Raw genomic sequence first — 20,423 nt, forward strand, 5'->3', positions numbered from 1 at the left:
AGAGTGACCTCCGTATGAACGCCCGTTCTTATCAGGAATTACTGAACAGCAAGCAGCGCCTGGCATTATTTCTTTTTCTGATAATGAATGCCGCCTCTTCCGTATTTACATTATTGTTCCCTTTTAGGGATACGCCCGCATTTACCCTACCTTTATTATGTATACCGCTATTTTGTCTGGTAGCAGCGCTATTTTCTCTGCAAACGCCACGTAAATATTTGTGCAAACTCAACCTGTTCTCCAGCGTGCTTGGCCTGCTGTGGGCCGCACATATTTACGTTAAAAGTCAATATTGCTTGCCGAATAACCAAGATTTTTTATTAATTAGTTTGTTCAGCATCTTTTTTATCAGCGCTATTTCTCTGACGGATAACTTTACCGCCTTTTGTTTACACGCCGTGCCTTCCGCAATGGTGATCCTGGCTTTAGACGGCATGCATAATACCCTGCGGATATTATTCACCACGCTATTACCTATTATCGCTTTCTCCATTCATCACCTGATGTTGAAACGCAGTGAAATCTTTACCCACGCGCTGGTGGCCAACCTGTATAACGAGCGGGACAAATTCAATAATTTGAGCATGCTCGATCCCCTGACCGGCCTTTATAACCGGCGTGGCCTGGAAAATAAGATCACTATGCTGCTGGAACCGCAAACCGGCCGCCACTACGTGCTGCTGCTGGATATCGACCACTTCAAGGTCTACAACGACAGCTACGGCCACGCCATGGGCGACCGGGCGCTGGTGCAGGTAGCGGTCGCCATTCGCGATGCGGTGCGTTCGCGCGACATCGTGGTGCGTTACGGCGGGGAAGAGTTTTTGGTGCTGCTGACCAACGTGCACGAAGGCTACGCGGCGCAACTGGCCGAACGGGTGCGCCAGCGGGTGGCGGAGCTGAACATCCCGCACGGCGCCAGTCCGCAGCACAGCGGCACGCTGACGCTCAGCGCCGGCATCTCCGCGCTGGAAAAACTGGACATCGAATCGGCGATAGGCGCAGCCGACGCCGCGCTCTATCTGGCGAAGCACAGCGGCCGCAACAATATTCAGCTGGCGCAAAACGTCGAGCCCGCCGCCGTTCACCCTTAAGCCGCCGCCGTAACGGCGCGGCGGCTGACATCAACACTTATACGGCTATACGGCGGTGGAACGCAGCCCGTTCAGCAACAGATTCAAACTGACCAAGGCTTGTTCCAGCCCCACGTCTTTTTCCGGATGATGGGCGACCCACAGCGCGGCATCCATCAGGCCGCCGTTGATTAAATGCGCCAGCGATTCCGGCTCGGCGACGGCGATGCGCCGCTGCGCCATCAAGGCCTGCAATGCGCCCGTCATCCAGCTGATGCACGCCAGCTTGCTGGCCCGCAGATATTCAGCTCCCAGCACCGAAGGTGAATCACGCAACAGAATGCGTTGCGCTTGCGGCTCCGTCATCATGATCAGATAACCGCGGCAACGCGCCGCAAAAGCCTCCCAGTCATCCGCAGTACTCGCGGTTATGTCAGCCAGATGCGCATCCATCTCCGAGTCTATCGCCTGCACCACCGCCAGGAACAGCCCCTTTTTATCGCCAAAATGGTGATAGAGCGCGCCGCGCGTCAGGCCGGCCTGGGCGGTGAGATCATCCATCACCGTCTCGGCATACCCCACGCTGCCAAACTGCCGGCGGGCCGCCGCCACCAGCTTTTGTCGGGTTTCTTCAATCATTTCGGTGCGCGCTTTACGTGCCATGGGTCCACTCCGCCTCATTATTGATGACGTTATAATTGACATACGCCATGTATGTCAATTAACGTAACATACGTGGCGTATGTCAATGATGGACATTGAGCGAATACCGAGCCGCCAACATTCCGGAGCCCTTTCCATGGCAAATCCTTATTTCAAACTGTTCAACGCCCCGGGCAGCAAGGCGTTTTCCTCTGCCGGGCTAATCGCGCGCCTGCCGGTCTCGATGACCGGTATCGGCATCATCACCATGCTCTCGCAGGTACGCGGTTCCTATTGGTTGGCGGGCGCGGTGGCAGCGACGTTCGCCTTTTCCATGGCGCTGCTTGCGCCGCAAATCGCGCGCGCGGCGGATCGTCACGGCCAAAGCCGCGTGTTGCCGTATGCCACCGGGATCAGCGCGATCGCCCTGCTGCTGCTGTTGTTCTGCACCCACTATCGGGCACCGGACTGGACTCTGTTTGTCTTCGCCGCGCTCGCGGGCGGCATGCCCAGCATCTCCGCGATGGTCAGGGCCCGCTGGAGCGAAATTTATCGCGGCACGCCACAGCTGCACACGGCATTTTCATTCGAGTCCGTATTGGACGAGGTGGCCTTTATCGTCGGCCCACCGATCGCCGTGGGGCTTAGCGTTTCACTCTTCCCAGAGGCCGGCCCTCTGGTGGCCGCGCTGCTTCTGGTGGCGGGCGTTGCGGCATTCGCCGCGCAAAAAAGCACCCAGCCCCCGGTTTACGCCCACAATAACCAGCGGCAGCGCGCCATCCTGACCATGCCGTCGATGCAGATCCTGGTGCTGGCGCTGATCGCCCTCGGCACCATCGTCGGCACCGTGGACGTCATCAGCGTGGCCTTCGCCGAGCAGCAAGGGCAGCCGGCCGCCGCCAGCATCGTACTGTCGGTTTACGCGTTCGGCTCCTGCCTGGCCGGGCTGATTTTCGGCGCAATGAAGATCCCCGTCCCCTTGCCTCGTCTGTTCTTATACGCGGCGTTCGCCACCGCTTTCACCACCTTGCCGCTGCTGTGGGTGCACAATGTCTTAACGCTGGCGGCGGCGATGTTTGTCGCCGGATTGTTTTTTGCGCCGACCATGATCGTTGCCATGGGGCTGGTTGAAAACATCGTGCCGCCCTCCCGGCTGACGGAAGGATTGACCTGGATGGTCACCGGCCTGGGGATAGGCGTAGCGTTCGGCGCAGCCCTGGCGGGCCTGGCGATCGACGCTGCGGGGATAACGGCCGGCTTTGGCGTCACGCTCACGGCCGGCCTGGTCGTACTGCTGGTGGCGGCCGGCGGCTACCGCTTAATGCAGCGAACGCTGGCCTTGAAAGCGGCGTGAATCGCCCGCGCTAAGCGGTTTCCCAAATCGCCTTGCCCTGCCAGCGCCGTTCGATCGCCGTCAGAAACAGTTTCACCTTGGGGGAGAGATGGCGCCGGCTGGGATAGACGGCGCAGATCGGCGGCCCCGGGCGACAATAGCGCTCCAGCACCGGCACCAGCGTGCCGGCCGCAATCTGCTCGCCGACCAGAAACGCCCCCACTTGGCACAGACCCGCCCCGGCGACGGCCGCATCCCGCAAGGCCTCGACGTTGTTGAAACGCATCCGGCCGCGCACCGGCTGTTCGTGCAGTTGGCCGTTGACCAAATAGCGCCAGGGCGCCGGCAGCCCCTGATGGCTGAAAACCAGCGTCTCGTGATCGCCCAACGCCTCCGGTTTTGCAGGCGTACCGTGCCGCGCCAGATAGTCCGGCGCCGCGCAGGTGATCAGGCGATGCGGCGCGAGCACTCGCCGCACCAGCCGGCTGTCGTCGCTGCCGCCGACCCGGATAGCTACGTCGATGCCGTCGCGCACCAGATCGCTGTACTCATCGGAGAAGCTGACGTCGGCGTCCACCTCCGGCCACTGTGCCAAAAACTCCCGTAAAATCGGCAGGATATGCAACCGCCCCAGCGAGACCGGCAGATCCAACCGCAGCCGCCCGCGCGGGGTTTGCCGCCGCGTATTGAGCGCCGTTTCCGCCTCTTCGGCCTGCGACAGGATACGCTGCGCATACTCGTAAAACACCGCGCCGTCTTCGGTCAGGCTGACGCTGCGCGTGGTGCGCTGCAGCAGCCGGGTCGCCAATCGCTCCTCCAATCGGTTCACGCATTTGCCCGCCGCCGATCGGGAGATGCCCAGCCTCTCGGCCGCCAGCGTGAAGCTGCAAGCGTCGGCGACGCGGATGAACACCAGCAGGTCTGTCAGGTTATCCAACGGCATAGACGGTAAATTAGCCACGACTTGTCCCCAATGTTGCGCAATCAGGCCAGTTTATCAGCCATTTTGGCGCGGATACACTGAGGTTATTCATCTGTTGGGAGGATCCTTATGAATGCCTTACACGCCGACGGCGGCGCAAAACCCTGGCTGGCGACCTTCGCGGTCGGCCTGTCCACCTTTACCGTCGTCACCGCAGAAATGCTGCCCGTCGGGCTGCTGACTCCGATCGTCAGCACCTTGAACGCATCGATAGGCCGTGCCGGGCTGCTGATTTCCCTGCCGGCCCTGTTCGCCGCGCTGTTCGCCCCGCTGGTGGTGCTGGGCGCCCGGCGCACGGATCGCCGCAGCCTGTTGGTGGGCTTTCTGCTGCTGCTGATCGCCGCTAACCTGCTGGCCGCCGCTGCCACCTCCCTGGCCCTGCTGTTCGCCGCGCGCATCCTGCTGGGCTTTTGCATCGGCGGTATCTGGGCCATCGCCGGCGGGTTGGCGGAACGCCTGGTGCCGCCGGCCTCCGTCGGATTGGCGCTGTCCGTCATCTTCGGCGGCGTAGCGGCGGCCTCGGTGTTCGGCGTGCCACTCGGGGTGTTCCTCGGCGAAGCGCTGGGTTGGCGCATGGCGTTTCTGGCCGTCACCGTCCTGGCGGCGCTGACCCTGCTGTTGCTGCTGTGCGTGCTGCCGTCGCTGCCGGTCACGCAGGCGATAAGCTGGCGGTCGTTCACCGCGCAGCGCGCGAATCGCCGACTGCTCCTTGGGCTGCTGCTGACGTTTCTGCTGGTCGCCGGCCACTTTATGGCTTACACCTTTGTTCGCCCGCTGTTGCAGACGGTCGCCGGCATCGAGGGCCGCTGGGTGGGGCCGCTGCTGTTCGCCTACGGCGTCGCCGGTATCGCCGGGAATTTCATCGCCGGCCAGGCCGCCGCCAAACGGCTGCGCCGCACTCTGGCGCTGATCGCCCTCGGGCTGGCGCTCGCCGTCCTGCTGCTGCCGCTGCTGGGCCACGCGCCGCTGAGCGGCAGTGCCTTCCTCCTGCTGTGGGGCATCGCCTACGGCGGCGTTTCCGTTTCACTGATGGCATGGATGCTCAAGGCGGCCCCCGACACGGTAGAGGTCGCCTCTTCTCTGTATATCGCGCTGTTTAATCTGGCGATTTCCTGCGGTTCGCTGGCGGGTGGGCTGGTGGTGGACACCGGAGGCCTGACGATAAACGGCGTGCTGTCCGGCATGGTGCTGCTATTGGCGTTGGCGATCCTGATACGAACCCGCCCGCAGGCGCTGGCAACGGCGGCGAAGGCCGATTCGCCGCCGGGTTGAATCAGGCGCGGCGCTGCCGCAGGCCGTAAACCAGCACCACCGCGAAGCACAGCAGCGGCAGCAGATAAGAGAGCGCGGTGCTGTAACGATCGGCCAGCGCCCCCATAAAGTACGGCATGATGGCGCCGCCGACGATCGCCATGATCATAAAGGAGCTGGCGCGCTTGGTGTGTTTACCCAAATTTTTCACCCCCAGGGCGAAAATGGTCGGGAACATGATCGACATAAAGAAGAACACCGCGATCAGCGCCACCACCGATACGCCGTCGACGCTCAGCATCACCACGCCGCACAGCGCGATGTTGATCAGCGCATAGGCCGCCAGCAGCGTCGCCGGTTTGACTCGCCCCATCAGCCAGGTGCTGAAGAAGCGCCCGACCATAAAGCAGATCATGGCGATCGACAGCAGGTAAGAGGCGCTCTGGTTAGACACCTCGCGCCAGTGCTCGGTGGCGTAGTTGATGAAGAACGCCCCGACGCCCACCTGCGCCGCCACGTAGAAGAACTGTGTGATAACCCCGCCGACGAAATGCGGATGCTGCCACAATCCCTGCGCTATCACGCCGTGCACCGGTTTTTCCTCTTCGCGGATCGCCGGCAGCCGTGTGCGGCTGAACAACAGCGCGATCAGCAGCACCAGCGCGGCGATCGCCACATAGGTCATCTTCACCGCGCTCTGATCGCCGCCGCCGGTGGACTGGCTGGCGGAGAAGAACAGCGTGCCGCCGATCAGCGGGCCGATAAACTGCCCGAGGCCGTTGAACGACTGGGCCAGGTTGAGCCGCCGTTCGGCGCCCTGCGCATCGCCCAGCACCGTGGCGTACGGGTTGGCCGCCGTTTCCAGGCAGCCCAGGCCGCTGGCGATAACGAACAGCGCGAACAGGAATACGCCGAAGCTGTTGGCCGACGCCGCCGGCACGAACAGCAGCGCCCCCAGCGCATACAGGCACAGCCCGACCAGAATGCCCGCCTTATAGCCCTTGCGATCCATAAAGTACCCGGCGGGCAGCGCCACCAGGAAATAGGCGCCGAAATAGGCCGCCTGCAGCAGCCCCGACTGCGCCTTGGTGACGTGCAACGTCTCCTGAAAATGTTTGTTTAATACGTCCAGCAGGCCATAGGACAGCCCCCACATGAAGAACAGGCTGGTGACCAGGATAAAGGCCCAGCGCAGATTGGCGGTCACGGGGACGCCCGGCTGCGCGGAGGCCGCACTTTTTTCAGCAAGCATGGTGATACCCTCGTATCGTCTGGCGATGATGATGTTGGCGTTATTGCTGTTGCAGAGAGAAAATCCGCGCCATTTCCACCCATTTTTCGCCCTGCGGCGTCCAGGGGGTGGCGGCCTGGTAGTGCCACATCAGCGCTTCCCATCGCTGTACTTCGGGGTTGTTCAGGCTGGCGGCGTCAAAACGCGCGGCGTCAAAATCGGCGCTGACCTCCACGATCATGAACAGCCGGGTGCCCAACCGGTAAATCTCCATGTCCAGAATGCCGTGCTTGCGCAAATGCGCGGCGATGCCCGGCCAGATGCGCTGATGATGCTGCTGGTACTCCGCAATCAGCGCCGGTGAGTCAATCAGATCGAGCGCCTGGCAGAAACGGCGCCGCCCTGCCGCCGCGCCGCTCACGTCAGCGCCCGATCGAGATGCAGGTAGCCGCCGTCCACCGATAGCCACTGCCCGGTGGTATGCGATGACCGCGACGACAGCAGAAACGCCACGGTATCGGCGATCTCCTGCGGCGTAGTCATGCGCTGCCCGAGCGGAATGCGCGCGGTGATTTTCTCCATCTGCCGCTGCGGCTCGGCGAAGGTGTTGAGCCAGCGCTGGTACTGCGGGGTGATCACCTCCGCCGGCACCACCGCGTTCACCCGCACCCCGTCATGGCGCAGCGACACCGCCCATTCGCGCGTCAGCGCCAGCACCGCGCCCTTGGCGGCGGTGTAGCCGCTGGTGCCCCCCTGCCCGCTGAGCGCGGTCTTGGAGGCGATGTTGACGATGGCGCCCCGGCTTTCCTGCAGCGCCGCCTGGCACAGGTGCGCCATCAGGTAGTAGTGCACCAAGTTCTTCTCCAGCGAGCCGACGAACGCTTCACGCCCCGCCTCCAGCCCGACGCCGTCATTGACCCCGGCGTTGTTCACCAGTCCGTCGATGCGGCCGAAGGTCGCCAGCGTCTGGCTGACCGCCCGGCGGCAGGCCGCCTCGTCGCACAATTCGGTGAGGATCACCTCGGTGCGCGGCTGCAGCCGCTGCAAATCGGCCAGCAGCGCCGCCTCCGGCGCGGCGTTGGTGACCAGCACCGGGATCGCCCCCTCCTCGGCCAGCACATGAGCAATCGCCGCGCCGATGCCGGCACCGCCGCCGGTGACCAGCACCACCTTATCTTGCAGATACAGATCCATAACCAGACTCCGTTAAACCGTAAATTCGCCAGGCGGTGCCGCCCCAAATCGCCGCCTGCTCGGCGGCCCCCAGCGTCGACAGCGCCCGTTCGCACAGTTGCACCACCTGGCGGTAGTCGCCGGCCAGCAGGCACACCGGCCAGTCGGAGCCGAACATCAGCCGCTCCGGGCCGAACGCCTCCAGCGCGGCGTCGAAGAACGGCAGCAGTTCTTCCGCCCGCCACCGGCCGCCCGGCGCCTCGGTGATCAGCCCCGATAGCTTGCAGGCCACGTGCGGCAGCGCCGCCAGCGGCCGGATTTGCTGCGCCCAGTGCCGCACGCCGCGCGCGATGTCCGGCTTGCCGAGGTGATCCAGCACCAGCCAGTGTTCGTCATGGCGGGCGGCGAACGCCGCCGCGGCCGCCAGATGCCGATGCGTCACCAGGATCTCGTACACATACCCGGCGCGCTGCAGCGTTTGCATGCCGCGTTCCACCTCCGGCCGCGCCAACCAGGCCGCCGGATCCGCTTCGTCCTGCACCTGATGGCGCACCCCGCGCAGCGCGCTGTAAGGCCGCAAGGCCTCCAGGCGCTGCGCCAGCTGCGGCGCGGCGATATCCAGCCAGCCCACCACGCCGCATACGCCCTCGCTCTGCTCAGCCAGCGCCAGCAGGGTCAGCGTCTCGTCCTCGCTGGGGCGCGCCTGCACCGCCAGCGCGCCGTCGAAACCGTGTTCCTGCAACAGCGGCCGCAGCCGGGGCGGATCGAAATCCTGCCGCAGCACCCGCATCCGCTCGTCGATCCACGGGTAGTGCCGTGGGTGATAGCGCCAGTAGTGCTGATGCGCGTCGATGCGCGGCATGCGATCCTCCCGCCTCACCCGCGGAACCGATACTGCTCGATCGACGACGGATGCATCTCGATCGAATAGCCGGGACGGCTCGGCGGCATGTAGGCCGCGCCGTTGATCACGCAGGGATCGACAAAGTGTTCATGCAAATGATCGACGTACTCGATCACCCGGCCTTCGTGGGTGCCGGCGATGCACAGGTAGTCGATCATCGACAGGTGCTGCACGTACTCGCACAGCCCGACGCCGCCAGCGTGCGGGCAGACCGGCAGCTGGTATTTGGCCGCCATCAGCATCACCGCCAGCACTTCGTTGACGCCGCCGAGACGGCAGGCGTCGATCTGCACCACGTCTACCGCGCCGCGCATGATGAACTGCTTGAACATGATGCGGTTCTGACACATCTCACCGGTGGCCACCTTGACCGGCGCCACCCCTTCGCGGATGCGGCGATGCCCTTCCACGTCGTCCGGGCTGGTCGGCTCTTCGATAAACCAGGGTTTGGCGAACGCCAGATGCTTCACCCACGGAATGGCTTCGTCCACTTCCCACACCTGGTTGGCGTCGATCATCAGCCGGCGATCTGGGCCGATCACCTCGCGGGCGATGCGCACCCGGCGGATGTCGTCTTCCAGATCGCGCCCGACCTTCAGCTTCAGGTAGGAGAAACCGGCGTCGACCGCTTCCTGGCACAGGCGGCGCAGCTTGTCGTCCGGGTAGCCCAGCCAGCCGGCGGAGGTGGTGTAACAGGGATACCCCTCCTGCAGCAGCCGCTCCAGGCGCCGTTCTTTGCCCTCGGCCCGCTGTTTCAGCAGCGCCAGCGCTTCCTGCGGCGTGATGCAGTCGGTGAAGTAACGGAAGTCGATGCAGCGCACCAGCTCCTCCGGCGTCATCTCCGCCACCAGCCGCCACACCGGCTTGCCGACCGATTTGGCCCACAGATCCCACACCGCGTTGACCACCGCGCCGGTCGCCAGGTGAATGGCGCCTTTGTCCGGCCCGATCCAGCGCAGCTGGCTGTCGCTGGTGAAGCGCCGCCAGAAGGCGCCCATATCGGCGGCGATCGTCTCCAGCCGCTCACCGACGATCTGATGCTCCAGCGCGCGGATCGCCGCGCAGCAGATCTCGTTGCCGCGGCCGATGGTGAACGTCAGTCCGTGGCCGCTGAGATCCGCGCGATCGGTCTCCAGGATCACGTAGGCGGCGGAATAGTCGGGATCCGGATTCATGGCGTCGGATCCGTCCAGCCCCAGCGACGTGGGGAAACGAATGTCTTCAACCCGCAGTGCGGTAATGGTGGTCATGGCGGCGCTCCCGGTTAAGCCTGTACGGTTTGCTGGCGCTGTTCGCCCAGCCCTTCAATGCCCAGACGCATCGTCTGGCCCGCCCGCAGGTAGATGGGCTGCGGTTTCTGCCCCATGCCGACGCCCGGCGGCGTGCCGGTGGAGATCACGTCGCCCGGCTGCAGGCTCATAAAGCGGCTGAGGTAGCTGACGATCTGCGGAATGCGGAAGATCATGGTGCTGGTGTTGCCGTCCTGATAGCGCTTGCCGTCCACCTCCAGCCACAGGTTCAGGCTGTGCGGATCGGCGATTTCGTCGGCGGTCACCAGCCAGGGGCCGATCGGCCCAAAGGTGTCGCAGCCTTTGCCCTTGTCCCAGGTGCCGCCGCGCTCAATTTGATATTCGCGTTCTGAGACGTCGTTGATCACGCAATAACCGGCGACGTGGCGCATCGCATCCGCTTCGCTGATGTAGCGCCCGCCCAGGCCGATCACCACGCCCAGCTCCACTTCCCAGTCGGTTTTCTGCGATCCGCGCGGGATCTCCACCCGGTCGTAGGGGCCGACCACCGCGCTGGTCCATTTGTTGAACACCACCGGTTCCTCAGGAATGGCCGCACCGGTCTCCGCCGCGTGATCGGCGTAATTCAGGCCGATGCAGATGAACTTGCCGATGCCGCCGACGCAGGCGCCGAGACGCGGCTGCCCCTCGACCAGCGGCAATGCGGCGCTGTCCAGCGTGCGCAGTTTGGCGAGCGACGCCGGCGATAACGCGGCGCCGCCCACGTCGGCGATATGCTGCGACAGATCGCGCAGGCGGCCCTGCTCATCCAACATGCCGGGGCGCTCTTGCCCGGGTTCCCCATAACGTAAAAGTTTCATGCGTTCCTCTCTCAAAACTGGCGGCTCAGTTGCTCCAGCCACCGTCGATGATCTGCACCGTTCCTGTGGTGTACGAGCTGGCGTCGGAGGCCAGATACAGCGCCAATTGGGCGATTTCCTCGGTGGTGCCGATGCGCCCGATCGGCTGACGGGCGACGAACGCCTGATACACCTCTTGCTCGCTGCGCCCCTGTTCGCGCGCCTGCTCGGCGATGCGCTGGCGCAGCGACGGCGATTCCACCGTGCCGGGGCAAATGGCGTTGCAGCGGATGCCCTGGGTGACGTAATCCGCCGCCACCGAGCGCGTTAGGCCGATCACCGCCGCCTTGCTGGCGCTGTAGGCGAAGCGGTTCGGCACCCCTTTCACGCTCGAGGCCACCGAAGACATGTTGATGATCGAGCCTTTGCCGCGCGCCAACATGCCCGGCAGGAAGGCGCGGATCATGCGGAACATCGCGGTGACGTTGAGATCGAGCGCGAACGCCCACTGATCTTCGCTGCAGTCGAGGATCGATCCGCTGTGCACCACGCCAGCGCAGTTGAACAGCACGTCGATCGGGCCGATCGCTTCCGCCGCCGCCGCGATGGCGGCCGGATCGGTGACGTTCAGCGTCAGCGCGCGGATCCCGGCGGAGCCCTGCAGGCGCTCGAGGTTGATGTCGCTGGCGATCACTTCAGCGCCGGCGGCGGCGAACAGCCTGGCGGTGGTGAATCCGATCCCTTGCCCGGCGGCGGTGATCAGTACGCGTTTCCCGGTTAAATCCATCTTGACTCCTCGGCCTAAAGGTCTAATGGTCAGGCCACTAAAGGCGGTTAAAGGTCAGGCCTCTAACATGACAAAAGACGCTTTACGCGTTATCGTTGGGGGAAGAAGTTAATAAAAACAGCCTTGAAACCGCATTTCAATTAACCATTTTTTTACACTTGAATAACGATTACTCAAGCGCCTTATCGCATAATTGTGCGCCAAATCACTGAACGCCGAATCGTCAAAGGTCAAAAATGCCGATTACCCGACTGGAAAACCCAAGAATTTACAGACAGATAGCTGACCAACTCAAACGTCTTATCGAAAATAACGAATTTCCGCCGGGCAGCCGTCTGCCCTCGGAGCGCGATCTCGCCCAGCAATTGCAGGTCAGCCGCGCGTCGGTGCGCGAGGCGCTGATCGCGCTGGAAGTGATCGGCCTGGTAGACGTCAAGGTCGGCAACGGGGTGATCGTGCGCTCGCCAACGCCGCTGGCGCCGTCGCAGGAGCCGGTGATGGCCCAAGCCGGCCGCAACCAGTGGGCGGAGATCGACGACGAACTGAACATCGAGCTGGATTTCAACGCCGAGTTGCCGCCGTTTTCTCTGCTGCAAACCCGCCTGCTGATCGAACCGGAGACCGCCGCGCTGGCCGCGCGCCACGCCACCGACGAAGAGCTGGCGGGTATCCGCGCCGCCTATGAACAGAACTGCCGCGATAACCGCGCCGGTTCCGCCACCCACCCCGGCGATCGGCTGTTCCACATCCGCATCGCCCAGGCCAGCGGCAACCCGGCCTATGCGTTCATCATCGGCCACCTGCTCGGCCACCGTTACGGCAGCATGTTCCGCGTGCTGCAGCGCCACTATACGCCGGACGACATGCCGCACCGCTCCGAGCTGGAACACCGGGCGATCCTGGCGGCGATCGAAGCGCGCGACGTGCGCGGCGCCCGCAAGGCGATGAAGGCGCACCTGGACGAAGTGATCGCCATTTTCGCCCGCGCGCAGTAGGCCGCCGGCGGTGAAAAAATTTTATCGCCACCGCTCTTTTTTCTACATGCAGCCGGGGCCTGGGGGCATTACACTGGGCGACGAATAAGCCCTTTCCCCGCTGCATTGTTAAATGGATAACGACCGTTGAAGAACTCTGTCTCCGCTTTATTGCTGGCGCTGGGCCTGTGCGCCGCGCCGCTGGCCGTGCAGGCCGCGCCCCCGCAGCTGGCTTCGCAAATCGTCGACCAGTATGCCGAACATATTTTCTACAACAGCGGCGCCACCGGCATGGCGCTGGTGGTGATCGACGGCAATCAGGTGGTTAACCGCAGCTTCGGCGACACCAAGCCCGGCAACAACCTGCGCCCGCGCCCGGATTCGCTGATCCGCATCGCGTCGATCACCAAGCTGATGACCAGCGAAGTGATGGTAAAAATGGCGGCGGCAGGCCAGGTCAAACTGACCGATCCGCTGCGCAAGTACGCCCCCAAAGGCGCCTATGTGCCGGCTTACAACGCCGGCCAGCCGATCACCTTATTGAACCTGGCCACTCACACCAGCGCGCTGCCGCGCGAGCAGCCGGGCAAGAAGCCGCCGAAAACGCCGGTGTTCACCTGGCCGACCAAGGCCCAGCGCTGGCAGTGGCTGGCGCATGCCAACATCACGACGCCGCCGGGCGTGCACGCCGCGTATTCCAACCTGGCGTACGATCTGCTGGCCGATGCGCTGTCGCGCGCCGCGGGCAAGCCTTATAACGCGCTGCTGAAAGAGAAAATCACCGCGCCGCTCGGCATGGTGGATACCACGCTGACGCCGAGCCCTGAACAGTGTTCGCGCCTGATGGTGGCGGCGGCCGGCCCGAGCGCCTGCCGCGACACCACCGCCGCGGCCGGCAGCGGCGGCGTCTACTCCACCCCGCGCGACATGCAGCGCTGGATGCAGCAGTTCCTCTCCTCCAGCGCCAGCGGCCCGCGCAAAGCCACCGCTGCCAGCGAACAAACCATGTACTTCCAGCGCCACGATCTGGTGTCGCTGAAGGGCATGGACGTGCCGGGGCAAGCGGATGCATTAGGATTGGGCTGGGTGTATATGGCGCCGAAGGACGGGCTGCCGGGCATCATTCAGAAGACCGGCGGCGGCGGCGGATTCATTACCTACATGGCGATGATCCCGGCGAAAAATGTCGGGGTGTTCGTGGTGGTGACCCGCTCGGAGCTGAGCAAGTTCACCAACATGAGCGATCCGGTCAACCGCCTGGTGAGCGATCTGGCAGCCAACAAGAGTTGATATGTGGGGCGCAGCTGGCTGCGCCCCCACGTCTCAGGCCAGCACCGCCATCTGATGGATCACCGGATGGAAGTTGCGCTTGAAGTAGATCAGGCCGTTACCGGCTTCGCTCAGCGCGATCTGCTTGATCTGCACCAGGTACATCTGGTGGGTACCGATGCTCTGGATCTGCTCGATTTCCCCTTCCAGGCTGGCCAGGGTATTGCGCAGCACCGGCTGCCCCAGTGCGCCGAGCTGCCACTCTTCCAGCCGGAAACGATCTTCCATGCTGACGCCGGTCATGCCGGCGAAGTGGCGCGCCATCAGCTCCTGCTCGTGGTTGAGCACGTTGACGCACAGCCTGCGGTTTTCCTGAAACACCGGGTTCATCGCGCTGTTGCGGTTGATGCACACCAGCAGCGTCGGCGGCGTATCGGTTACCGAGCACACCGCCGTGGCGGTGATGCCGCAGCGCCCCGCCGGGCCGTCGGTGGTGACGATATTCACCGCCGCCGACAGGCTGGCCATGGCGTCGCGAAAGCGCAGGCGCTGTTCATTTTCCTGAGACATACAACCTCCTCCTGAATTACTTCAGCAGATTATCCAACTGATTAATATCGTCATTGTTCCGCAGGTGCGGCACCTTCCAGCCGTGCTGATCGTAATCGGCCAGGCACTTGTCGACCATCTGCATCATGCGATCCATATTGCCGGATCCCTGCGCATGGCGCAGGCACTGCAGGCGGATCTCATCCTGGCTGCCGGCGTAGTTGATCTCATACAGCTCGTGGCGCCCGCCGAACTCACTGCCGATCGCGTCCCACATCAGCTTGAGGATCTTGATGCGCTCGACGTGATCCATGCCGTCCGATCCGCGCACGTAGCGCGCCAGGTACTTGTCGATCTCCGGGTTGTTCATGTCGCGCACGCTGGACGGCAGGTAGATCAGGCCGCTGGTGACGTTCTTTTCGATGATGTGTTTCACCTTGGTGTAGGCCATCGGCGCCATCACGCGGTAGGTTTGCAGCGCGGCGGAATCCGGCAGGTAGGCGCCGTTTTCCCATTGCGTGGCTTCGGCGCACATCGCGTCGCTCAGCGACCAGAACAGGTTGCGCCAGGCCACCACTTCGCCCAGATCGGCCTGCACGCCGCGGAACTCCAGCACGCCGGTGCACGAGAGGCTCTTTTGCAACAGCGCGGTGATGAAATCCATCTTCACCGCCAGGCGCACGCAGGCCTGCAGCGGGAACAGCCGGGCGAAACCGCCCTGGGTGCTCCAGCGGCGGCAGCGGTCGAAATCGCGGTAGATCAGCACGTTTTCCCACGGGATCAGCACATGATCCATGATCAGGATCGCGTCGTTCTCGTCGAAGCGGCTGGTGAGCGGATAGTCAAACGGCGATCCGGTGGCGCCGGCCACCAGCTCGTAGGAGGCGCGCGAAATCAGCTTCACTCCTTCGGCGTCCATCGGCGCCACGAACATCAGCGCGAAGTCCGGATTATCGCCCATCACCTGCGCCGAACCGAAGCCGATGAAGTTGTAGTGGGTCAACGCCGAGTTGGTAGCCACCACTTTGGCGCCGCTGACCACGATGCCGGCGTCAGTTTCTTTCTCCACCTGAATGTAGACGTCCTTCACCTCATTGACCGGCTTATGACGATCGATCGGCGGGTTGACGATAGCGTGGTTGAAATAGAGCCCGGTTTCCTGAATGCGTTTGTACCAGTGGCGCGCGTTGTCGGCGAACTGGCCGTAGAACTCCGGATAAGCGCCCAGCGCGCAGCCGAAGGCCGCCTTATAATCCGGCGTGCGCCCCATCCAGCCGTAGCTTTGGCGTGACCAGTCGGCGATGGCGTCACGCTGCTGGCGCATCTCTTCCGGGCTGCGGGCGTAGCGGAAGAATTTGTGGGTATAGCCGCCGTTGCCGGTGTCGGTATTCCAGCACAGGCGATCCTGGCTGGCCGGATCGTGCAGCGCGTCGTACAGCTGGCCGACCGACGCCGCCGCGTTGCGGAACGCCGGGTGGGTGGTGACGTCTTTTACGCGTTCGCCGTAAATGTAGATTTCGCGGCTATCCTGCAAACTTTTCAGGTATTCGGCGCCGGTGAACGGGCGTTTGCTGTCGGCACGAAAGTCTTCTGGTTTCATCGGGTCTTCCTCGTCATCGGCATTTTTCAGGCCGTGGAGTCGGCCATTTGTTAAAATAATGTTTTCTTTTGGTTGCTTAATTGAAGCTGCCAAAGCCGGTTTCGAGAAGAGACTTTTGCGGCAATCGCCGGTACTTTTCAGGTCAGTTTGCCGCTTTCGCGGCAAACTGTGATCGCGGTTACGAAAGGGCGTGTTGCGCCGCGCGGTAGGTCGAGGGGGAACAGCCTTCCAGCCGATTGAAAAAACGGGCGAAATAGGCCGGATCCTTGAAGCCGAGGCTGTAAGCGGTTTCATGCACCGTGCAGGCGCTGAACAGCAGCATGCGCTTGGCCTCGCGCAGCAGCCGATCGAAAATCAGCCGTTTGGGCGGCCGGTTGGCGAAGCGCCGACACAGGTCGTTGAGCCGCGATTCAGTCACCCCCAACGCCTGCGCATACTCCGGCACCGGCAGATGCTCGCGAAAACGCTCGTCCACCATCTTGTTAAACCGTTGAAACAGCTGCAGTTCGCCGCGCACGCCGCTGTTGGCGCTGTCTTCCAGCGCGGTGTTGCGCAGCAGCAGCGTGAACACCGCCTGCGCCAACAGCGCCAGCGTCTGTTCGCGCCCGGCCAGGTTCTGCGCGAACTCGCGGCGGATCAGCGCCCAGTAGTGGCTGAGCGCCGTCAGCTCCTGCGGCGCATCGGCCAGCGACAGGCAGATGCCCGGCATGTCCAGCGCCAGGTTGCTGCCGGGGTACAGGCGCTCCAGCAGCGGCCAAATCAGCTCCTGGCGCACCGTCAGCACGTGGCCGTCGCTGTCCGGTTCGGTGAAGAACGCATGCGGCACCGACGGCGGCGTGAGGATGAACAGCGGCGCCTGCACCGAATAGTGCTGATCGTCGAGCTGCAGCTCTATCTTGCCGGTCTCCAGGAAATGCACCTGGAAGAAGCAGTCGTGCCAGTGCACCTGCATGTCGCGGCCGAAGAATGCCGCCAGCCCGGCGAAGGTTTCGTAGTGCACCTCGTCGGCGGCGTAGCGCGCGTCATACTCTTTGCAAATATCGATGTTGGCGATAAAGCCGGTACTTTTCCGCACCTCATGACCTCCTGCAATCATGCCCACTTGCGCATCAAGGCGTCGCTCTCGGGCGCGAATCCTTCATCGGAATGCGCCACACCAGCACGGCGCCGACGATCAACAGCGCCGAAACGAAATACAGCCCGGAGTTGAAGCTGCCGGTCATGTCCTTGAACCAGCCGATCAGCAGCGGGCTGAGCGCCGATCCGATGTTGCCGGTGGCGTTGATCACCGCGATCCCCACCGCCCGCGCTTCCAGGCTGATCGACTGATCCGGCGTGGTCCAGAAGATCGCCATGGCGGTAAAGGAGCCGACCGAGGCCATCACGATCCCGAGCAGCTGGATCAGGCTGTGATCGGTGGCGGACGCCAATAGCCAGCCGGCGGCGGCGAACAGGTACGGCAGCGCGGTGTGATGCTTGCGCTCCTGCAGCCTGTCGGATCGTTTGCTCCACCACACCATGCCGGCGATGGTGCAGATCTGCGGGATCGCCGCCAGAATGCCGATCGTCACGTTGCTGCTGCCCTGGTTGAAGCTCTGCAGGATCTGCGGCGTCCAGATGTTGATCGCGCTCAGGGTGTTGGTCAGGCAGAAATAGGCCAGCGTGTACATCAGCACAATCGGCGTGCAGATCTCACGCCACAGGCTGCGCTGCTGCAGCGCGCGGTGGCTGCTCGGCCCGTTGGGCTGCACCAGCTGCAGCTTGTCGGCCTCCATCATCGCCTGCAGGCTGGCTTTTTCCTCGTCGGTCAGCCACTTGGCCTTGGCCGGGGTGTCGTCGAGATAGAACCACACCACCACGCCCAGCAGCACCGATGGAATGCCTTCCAGCAGGAACAGCCACTGCCAGCCCTTCAGGTTCATCACCCCGTCCAGCGCCAGGATATAGCCGGAGACCAGCGAGCCGATCGCCATGGTCACCGGCATGGCGATCATGAACAGCGCGTTGGCGCGGGCGCGGTAAAACGCCGGGAACCAGTAGGTGAGGTACACCAGAATGCCCGGCAGGAAGCCGGCCTCGGTGATGCCGACAATCATGCGCAGCACGTACAGACTGGTCGGCCCGGTAGCGAACATGGTGCAGGTGGAGGCGATGCCCCACAGCACCATGATGGTGGCGATCCAGCGCCGCGCACCGACCCGGCTCAGCATCATGTTGCTCGGTATGCCAAAGATCACGTAGGTGACATAGAACAACGTCGCCGCCAGCCCGAACATGGTCGAGCTGAGGCCGAGATCTTTGCCCATCGTCAGCCCGGCGAAGCCGATGTTGATACGATCGAGGAAAGAGAAAACAAACAACACGAACAGGAAAATGATCAGGCGCCGAAACAACTTTTTAATCACCGATTGCTCGGCGGCGGTTAACGCTTTATGTTGCTGCGCCGGGTTGGCCGGCGGCAGCGAATCGACGTGGTTCATGGTTCAGTAGACTCCCGATGAAGGCGCTTGCGCCCCGCCCTGTTTGAACTCGTCCGCCAGGGCTTCCGCCGCCCGCGCCAGCAGGGTGGTATCCACCCCCACCGCAACGAACAGCGCGCCGGCCTCCAGATAGCGCTGCGCCAGTACCTTGTTGGCCATCAAAATGCCCGGCGCCTTGCCGGCGGCGCGGATACGCGCGATGGCGTCGTCGATGGTGCGCTGCACCTCCGGGTGCTGCGGATTGCCGGCAAAGCCCATGTCGGCGCTGAGATCCGCTGGGCCGATAAACACGCCGTCCACCCCTTCCACCTGCAAAATGGCGTCGAGGTTTTTCACCGCTTCGCGGGTTTCAATTTGCACCAGCACGCACATCTGCTCATCGGCCTGCTGCAGGTAATCGGGCACCCGGTTCCAGCGCGAAGCACGCGCCAGGGCGCTGCCGACGCCGCGCACGCCGTGCGGCGGATAGCGCGTGGCGCGCACCGCGTCGCGCGCCTGTTCGGCATTCTGAATCATCGGGATCAATAAGGTTTGCGCGCCGACGTCCAGCAGTTGCTTGATGATCACCGCGTCGTTCCACGGCGGGCGAACCACCGGCTGGCTCGGGTAAGGCGCGACCGCCTGCAGCTGCCCCAGCACCGTCTGCACGTTGTTGGGCGCATGTTCGCCGTCGATCAGCAGCCAGTCGAAACCGGCGCCGGCCAACAGCTCGGCGCTGTAGCTGCTGCACAGCCCGAGCCACAGCCCGATCTGCGGGCGTTTTTCCTGCAGCGCTCGCTTGAAGTGGTTGGTTAACATCGCATTCTCCCTGACAAGCGGGCGCGGCGCGTGGCCCCCGCCCGGTTATTGCGGCCCGGTTCGCCGGACCTGCTTATTAGACGAAGCGGCAGCTGATGCAGCCCATCGGGCCGTAATCGACGTGGAAAGTATCGCCGCGCCGCGCCGGCACCGGCCGGGTGAAGGAACCACCGAGGATCACCTGCCCCGCTTCCAGCTCCACCTCATACGGCGCCAGCTTGTTGGCCAGCCAGGCCACGCCGTTGGCCGGATGATTGAGCACCGCCGCCGCCACGCCGGACTCTTCAATCACGCCGTTGCGGTACAGCAGCGCAGAGATCCAACGCAGATCCAGCGCATCCGGCTTGATCGGCCGCCCACCCATCACCACCCCGGCGTTGGCGGCGTTGTCGGAGATGGTGTCGAACACCTTGCGCGGCCGCTGCGTCTCGGGATCGACGTTGTGGCTGCGCGCGTCGATGATCTCCAGCGCCGGAATGACGTAGTCGGTGGCGTTGTAGACGTCGAACAGCGTGCAGTTCGGCCCGCGCAGCGGCTTGGCCAGCACGAACGCCAGCTCCACCTCCACCCGCGGCACGATGAAGCGATCGATCGGAATATCGCTGCCGTCGTTGAAGAACATGTCGTCCAGCAGTGCGCCGTAGTCCGGTTCGGTGATCTGCGAGCTGACCTGCATGGCGCGCGACGTCAGGCCGATCTTGTGGCCTTTGAGCGCACGCCCCTCGGCGATCTTCAGCGCCACCCACTGCCGCTGAATGGCGTAGGCATCTTCGATGGTGATCTCGGGATGATCGAGCGACAGCGCGCGGATCTGCTCACGACTCTTTTCCGCCTGATGCAGGCGCTGCACGGCGCGGTTAACCTGCTCTTTATCCAGCATTTACGACCCCTTATTCACGCCTTGTTGAACAGCGCGTGGACATTGTTCTGTTTGTAATTCAGCACCGGATCCAGCTCTTCCATGGTGAAAGAGAGCGCCAGGTAACGCTGCGCCATCAGCGCGGCAAAGTGTTCCTTGATCAGCGCAAACAGCATCTCGCCCACCTGCTGCCGGCTTTCCAGACTGCGGCCGTGGCCGATCTTCAGCGTCATGTGCACGAAGGCGTAATCCTGCTTGCCGTCGGCCATCTGCCAGGTGTCGAGCCAGATGGCGCGGCTGCGCACGCCGGCCAGCGGGAAGATGCCGGTCGCCGCCAGCGCCTCGTTGACCTTGGCGAACAGGGTGGGCAAATCCGCCTCGCGGCGGATGTTGTCGGTACATTCAGCGTAAAAATGGGGCATAGCGTTC

21 protein-coding genes are annotated in these 20,423 nt (G+C 63.4%); 5 read left to right on the forward strand and 16 right to left on the reverse strand.

From position 1 onward, the window contains the following. Positions 1 to 14: 14 nt before the first annotated feature. Complete coding sequence (locus BVU99_RS10000; protein WP_025305202.1) at positions 15 to 1,094, forward strand: GGDEF domain-containing protein; 1,080 nt, start codon at positions 15 to 17, stop codon at positions 1,092 to 1,094. Positions 1,095 to 1,139: 45 nt separating this feature from the next. Here BVU99_RS10000 and BVU99_RS10005 read toward each other — a convergent pair whose 3' ends face one another. After that, on the reverse strand, positions 1,140 to 1,736 hold the full coding sequence (locus tag BVU99_RS10005; RefSeq protein WP_025305201.1) for a TetR/AcrR family transcriptional regulator: 597 nt from the start codon (positions 1,734 to 1,736) through the stop codon (positions 1,140 to 1,142). A gap of 136 nt (positions 1,737 to 1,872) precedes the next feature. Here BVU99_RS10005 and BVU99_RS10010 point away from each other — a divergent pair, with 136 nt between their 5' ends. Next, positions 1,873 to 3,069, forward strand: coding sequence for an MFS transporter (locus BVU99_RS10010; protein WP_099816598.1), 1,197 nt, complete (start codon positions 1,873 to 1,875; stop codon positions 3,067 to 3,069). A 10-nt stretch (positions 3,070 to 3,079) separates the two neighbouring features. Here BVU99_RS10010 and BVU99_RS10015 read toward each other — a convergent pair whose 3' ends face one another. Next, entirely contained in the window at positions 3,080 to 3,991 is a 912-nt protein-coding gene (locus BVU99_RS10015; protein ID WP_025305199.1) for a LysR family transcriptional regulator, read from the reverse strand. A gap of 108 nt (positions 3,992 to 4,099) precedes the next feature. Between BVU99_RS10015 and BVU99_RS10020 the strand changes: the two genes are divergently transcribed. Continuing rightward, positions 4,100 to 5,302: an MFS transporter gene (locus BVU99_RS10020; RefSeq protein WP_089196495.1), complete on the forward strand. Its 1,203-nt coding sequence runs from the start codon at positions 4,100 to 4,102 to the stop codon at positions 5,300 to 5,302. Position 5,303: 1 nt separating this feature from the next. On the opposite strand, the gene fucP is transcribed toward BVU99_RS10020, so the two are convergent. Genes fucP through BVU99_RS10055 form a run of 7 tightly spaced genes read right to left on the reverse strand, consistent with a single transcriptional unit; the run spans position 5,304 to position 11,465 of the window. Then, complete coding sequence (gene fucP, locus BVU99_RS10025) at positions 5,304 to 6,533, reverse strand: L-fucose:H+ symporter permease (RefSeq protein ID WP_049207862.1); 1,230 nt, start codon at positions 6,531 to 6,533, stop codon at positions 5,304 to 5,306. A gap of 40 nt (positions 6,534 to 6,573) precedes the next feature. Continuing rightward, positions 6,574 to 6,933 carry an L-rhamnose mutarotase gene (locus BVU99_RS10030; protein ID WP_043136092.1) on the reverse strand — a complete coding sequence of 120 codons (360 nt, stop codon included), beginning with the start codon at positions 6,931 to 6,933 and terminating at the stop codon, positions 6,574 to 6,576. Further along, complete coding sequence (locus tag BVU99_RS10035; RefSeq protein ID WP_043136096.1) at positions 6,930 to 7,706, reverse strand: SDR family oxidoreductase; 777 nt, start codon at positions 7,704 to 7,706, stop codon at positions 6,930 to 6,932. The genes BVU99_RS10030 and BVU99_RS10035 overlap by 4 nt, the downstream gene beginning before the upstream one ends. After that, positions 7,684 to 8,547, reverse strand: a complete 864-nt coding sequence (locus BVU99_RS10040; protein WP_089196494.1) for an amidohydrolase family protein — start codon at positions 8,545 to 8,547, stop codon at positions 7,684 to 7,686. Before BVU99_RS10040 ends, BVU99_RS10035 begins: the two co-directional genes overlap by 23 nt. 14 nt (positions 8,548 to 8,561) lie before the next feature. Next, positions 8,562 to 9,839, reverse strand: coding sequence for an L-fuconate dehydratase (locus BVU99_RS10045; RefSeq protein WP_099816599.1), 1,278 nt, complete (start codon positions 9,837 to 9,839; stop codon positions 8,562 to 8,564). 14 nt (positions 9,840 to 9,853) lie between these two features. Then, positions 9,854 to 10,699 (reverse strand): fumarylacetoacetate hydrolase family protein, encoded by an 846-nt coding sequence (locus BVU99_RS10050; protein ID WP_043136103.1) that lies wholly within the window; start codon positions 10,697 to 10,699, stop codon positions 9,854 to 9,856. Between the two features lie 25 nt (positions 10,700 to 10,724). Next, entirely contained in the window at positions 10,725 to 11,465 is a 741-nt protein-coding gene (locus BVU99_RS10055) for an SDR family oxidoreductase (protein WP_043136107.1), read from the reverse strand. Between the two features lie 236 nt (positions 11,466 to 11,701). Here BVU99_RS10055 and BVU99_RS10060 point away from each other — a divergent pair, with 236 nt between their 5' ends. Beyond that, positions 11,702 to 12,460 carry a FadR/GntR family transcriptional regulator gene (locus BVU99_RS10060; protein WP_025305190.1) on the forward strand — a complete coding sequence of 253 codons (759 nt, stop codon included), beginning with the start codon at positions 11,702 to 11,704 and terminating at the stop codon, positions 12,458 to 12,460. A gap of 126 nt (positions 12,461 to 12,586) precedes the next feature. Then, the gene (gene ampH / locus BVU99_RS10065; RefSeq protein WP_025305189.1) at positions 12,587 to 13,729 is read left to right on the forward strand and encodes a D-alanyl-D-alanine-carboxypeptidase/endopeptidase AmpH; all 1,143 of its coding nucleotides are present in this window, start codon (positions 12,587 to 12,589) and stop codon (positions 13,727 to 13,729) included. 33 nt (positions 13,730 to 13,762) lie between these two features. Here the strand turns inward: ampH and hpaC are convergent, their stop codons facing one another. The 7 genes from hpaC to BVU99_RS10100 form a co-directional block, all read right to left on the reverse strand. Beyond that, positions 13,763 to 14,278 (reverse strand): 4-hydroxyphenylacetate 3-monooxygenase, reductase component, encoded by a 516-nt coding sequence (gene hpaC, locus BVU99_RS10070; protein ID WP_025305188.1) that lies wholly within the window; start codon positions 14,276 to 14,278, stop codon positions 13,763 to 13,765. Between the two features lie 16 nt (positions 14,279 to 14,294). Further along, a complete protein-coding gene (gene hpaB / locus BVU99_RS10075; RefSeq protein ID WP_043136111.1) occupies positions 14,295 to 15,857 on the reverse strand; it encodes a 4-hydroxyphenylacetate 3-monooxygenase, oxygenase component in 1,563 nt (520 codons plus the stop codon). 178 nt (positions 15,858 to 16,035) lie between these two features. Then, the gene (gene hpaA / locus BVU99_RS10080) at positions 16,036 to 16,932 is read right to left on the reverse strand and encodes a 4-hydroxyphenylacetate catabolism regulatory protein HpaA (RefSeq protein ID WP_004933161.1); all 897 of its coding nucleotides are present in this window, start codon (positions 16,930 to 16,932) and stop codon (positions 16,036 to 16,038) included. 34 nt (positions 16,933 to 16,966) lie between these two features. Next, positions 16,967 to 18,337, reverse strand: a complete 1,371-nt coding sequence (gene hpaX, locus BVU99_RS10085) for a 4-hydroxyphenylacetate permease (RefSeq protein ID WP_089181649.1) — start codon at positions 18,335 to 18,337, stop codon at positions 16,967 to 16,969. Between the two features lie 3 nt (positions 18,338 to 18,340). After that, positions 18,341 to 19,135 (reverse strand): 4-hydroxy-2-oxoheptanedioate aldolase, encoded by a 795-nt coding sequence (hpaI, locus tag BVU99_RS10090; RefSeq protein WP_099816600.1) that lies wholly within the window; start codon positions 19,133 to 19,135, stop codon positions 18,341 to 18,343. Between the two features lie 76 nt (positions 19,136 to 19,211). Then, a complete protein-coding gene (gene hpaH / locus BVU99_RS10095; RefSeq protein ID WP_033641768.1) occupies positions 19,212 to 20,015 on the reverse strand; it encodes a 2-oxo-hept-4-ene-1,7-dioate hydratase in 804 nt (267 codons plus the stop codon). Positions 20,016 to 20,029: 14 nt separating this feature from the next. Further along, a complete protein-coding gene (locus BVU99_RS10100) occupies positions 20,030 to 20,416 on the reverse strand; it encodes a 5-carboxymethyl-2-hydroxymuconate Delta-isomerase (RefSeq protein WP_004933172.1) in 387 nt (128 codons plus the stop codon). Positions 20,417 to 20,423: the final 7 nt, after the last annotated feature.

Source organism: Serratia sp. OLAL2 (genome assembly GCF_002752475.1).
GTDB lineage: Bacteria > Pseudomonadota > Gammaproteobacteria > Enterobacterales > Enterobacteriaceae > Serratia > Serratia bockelmannii.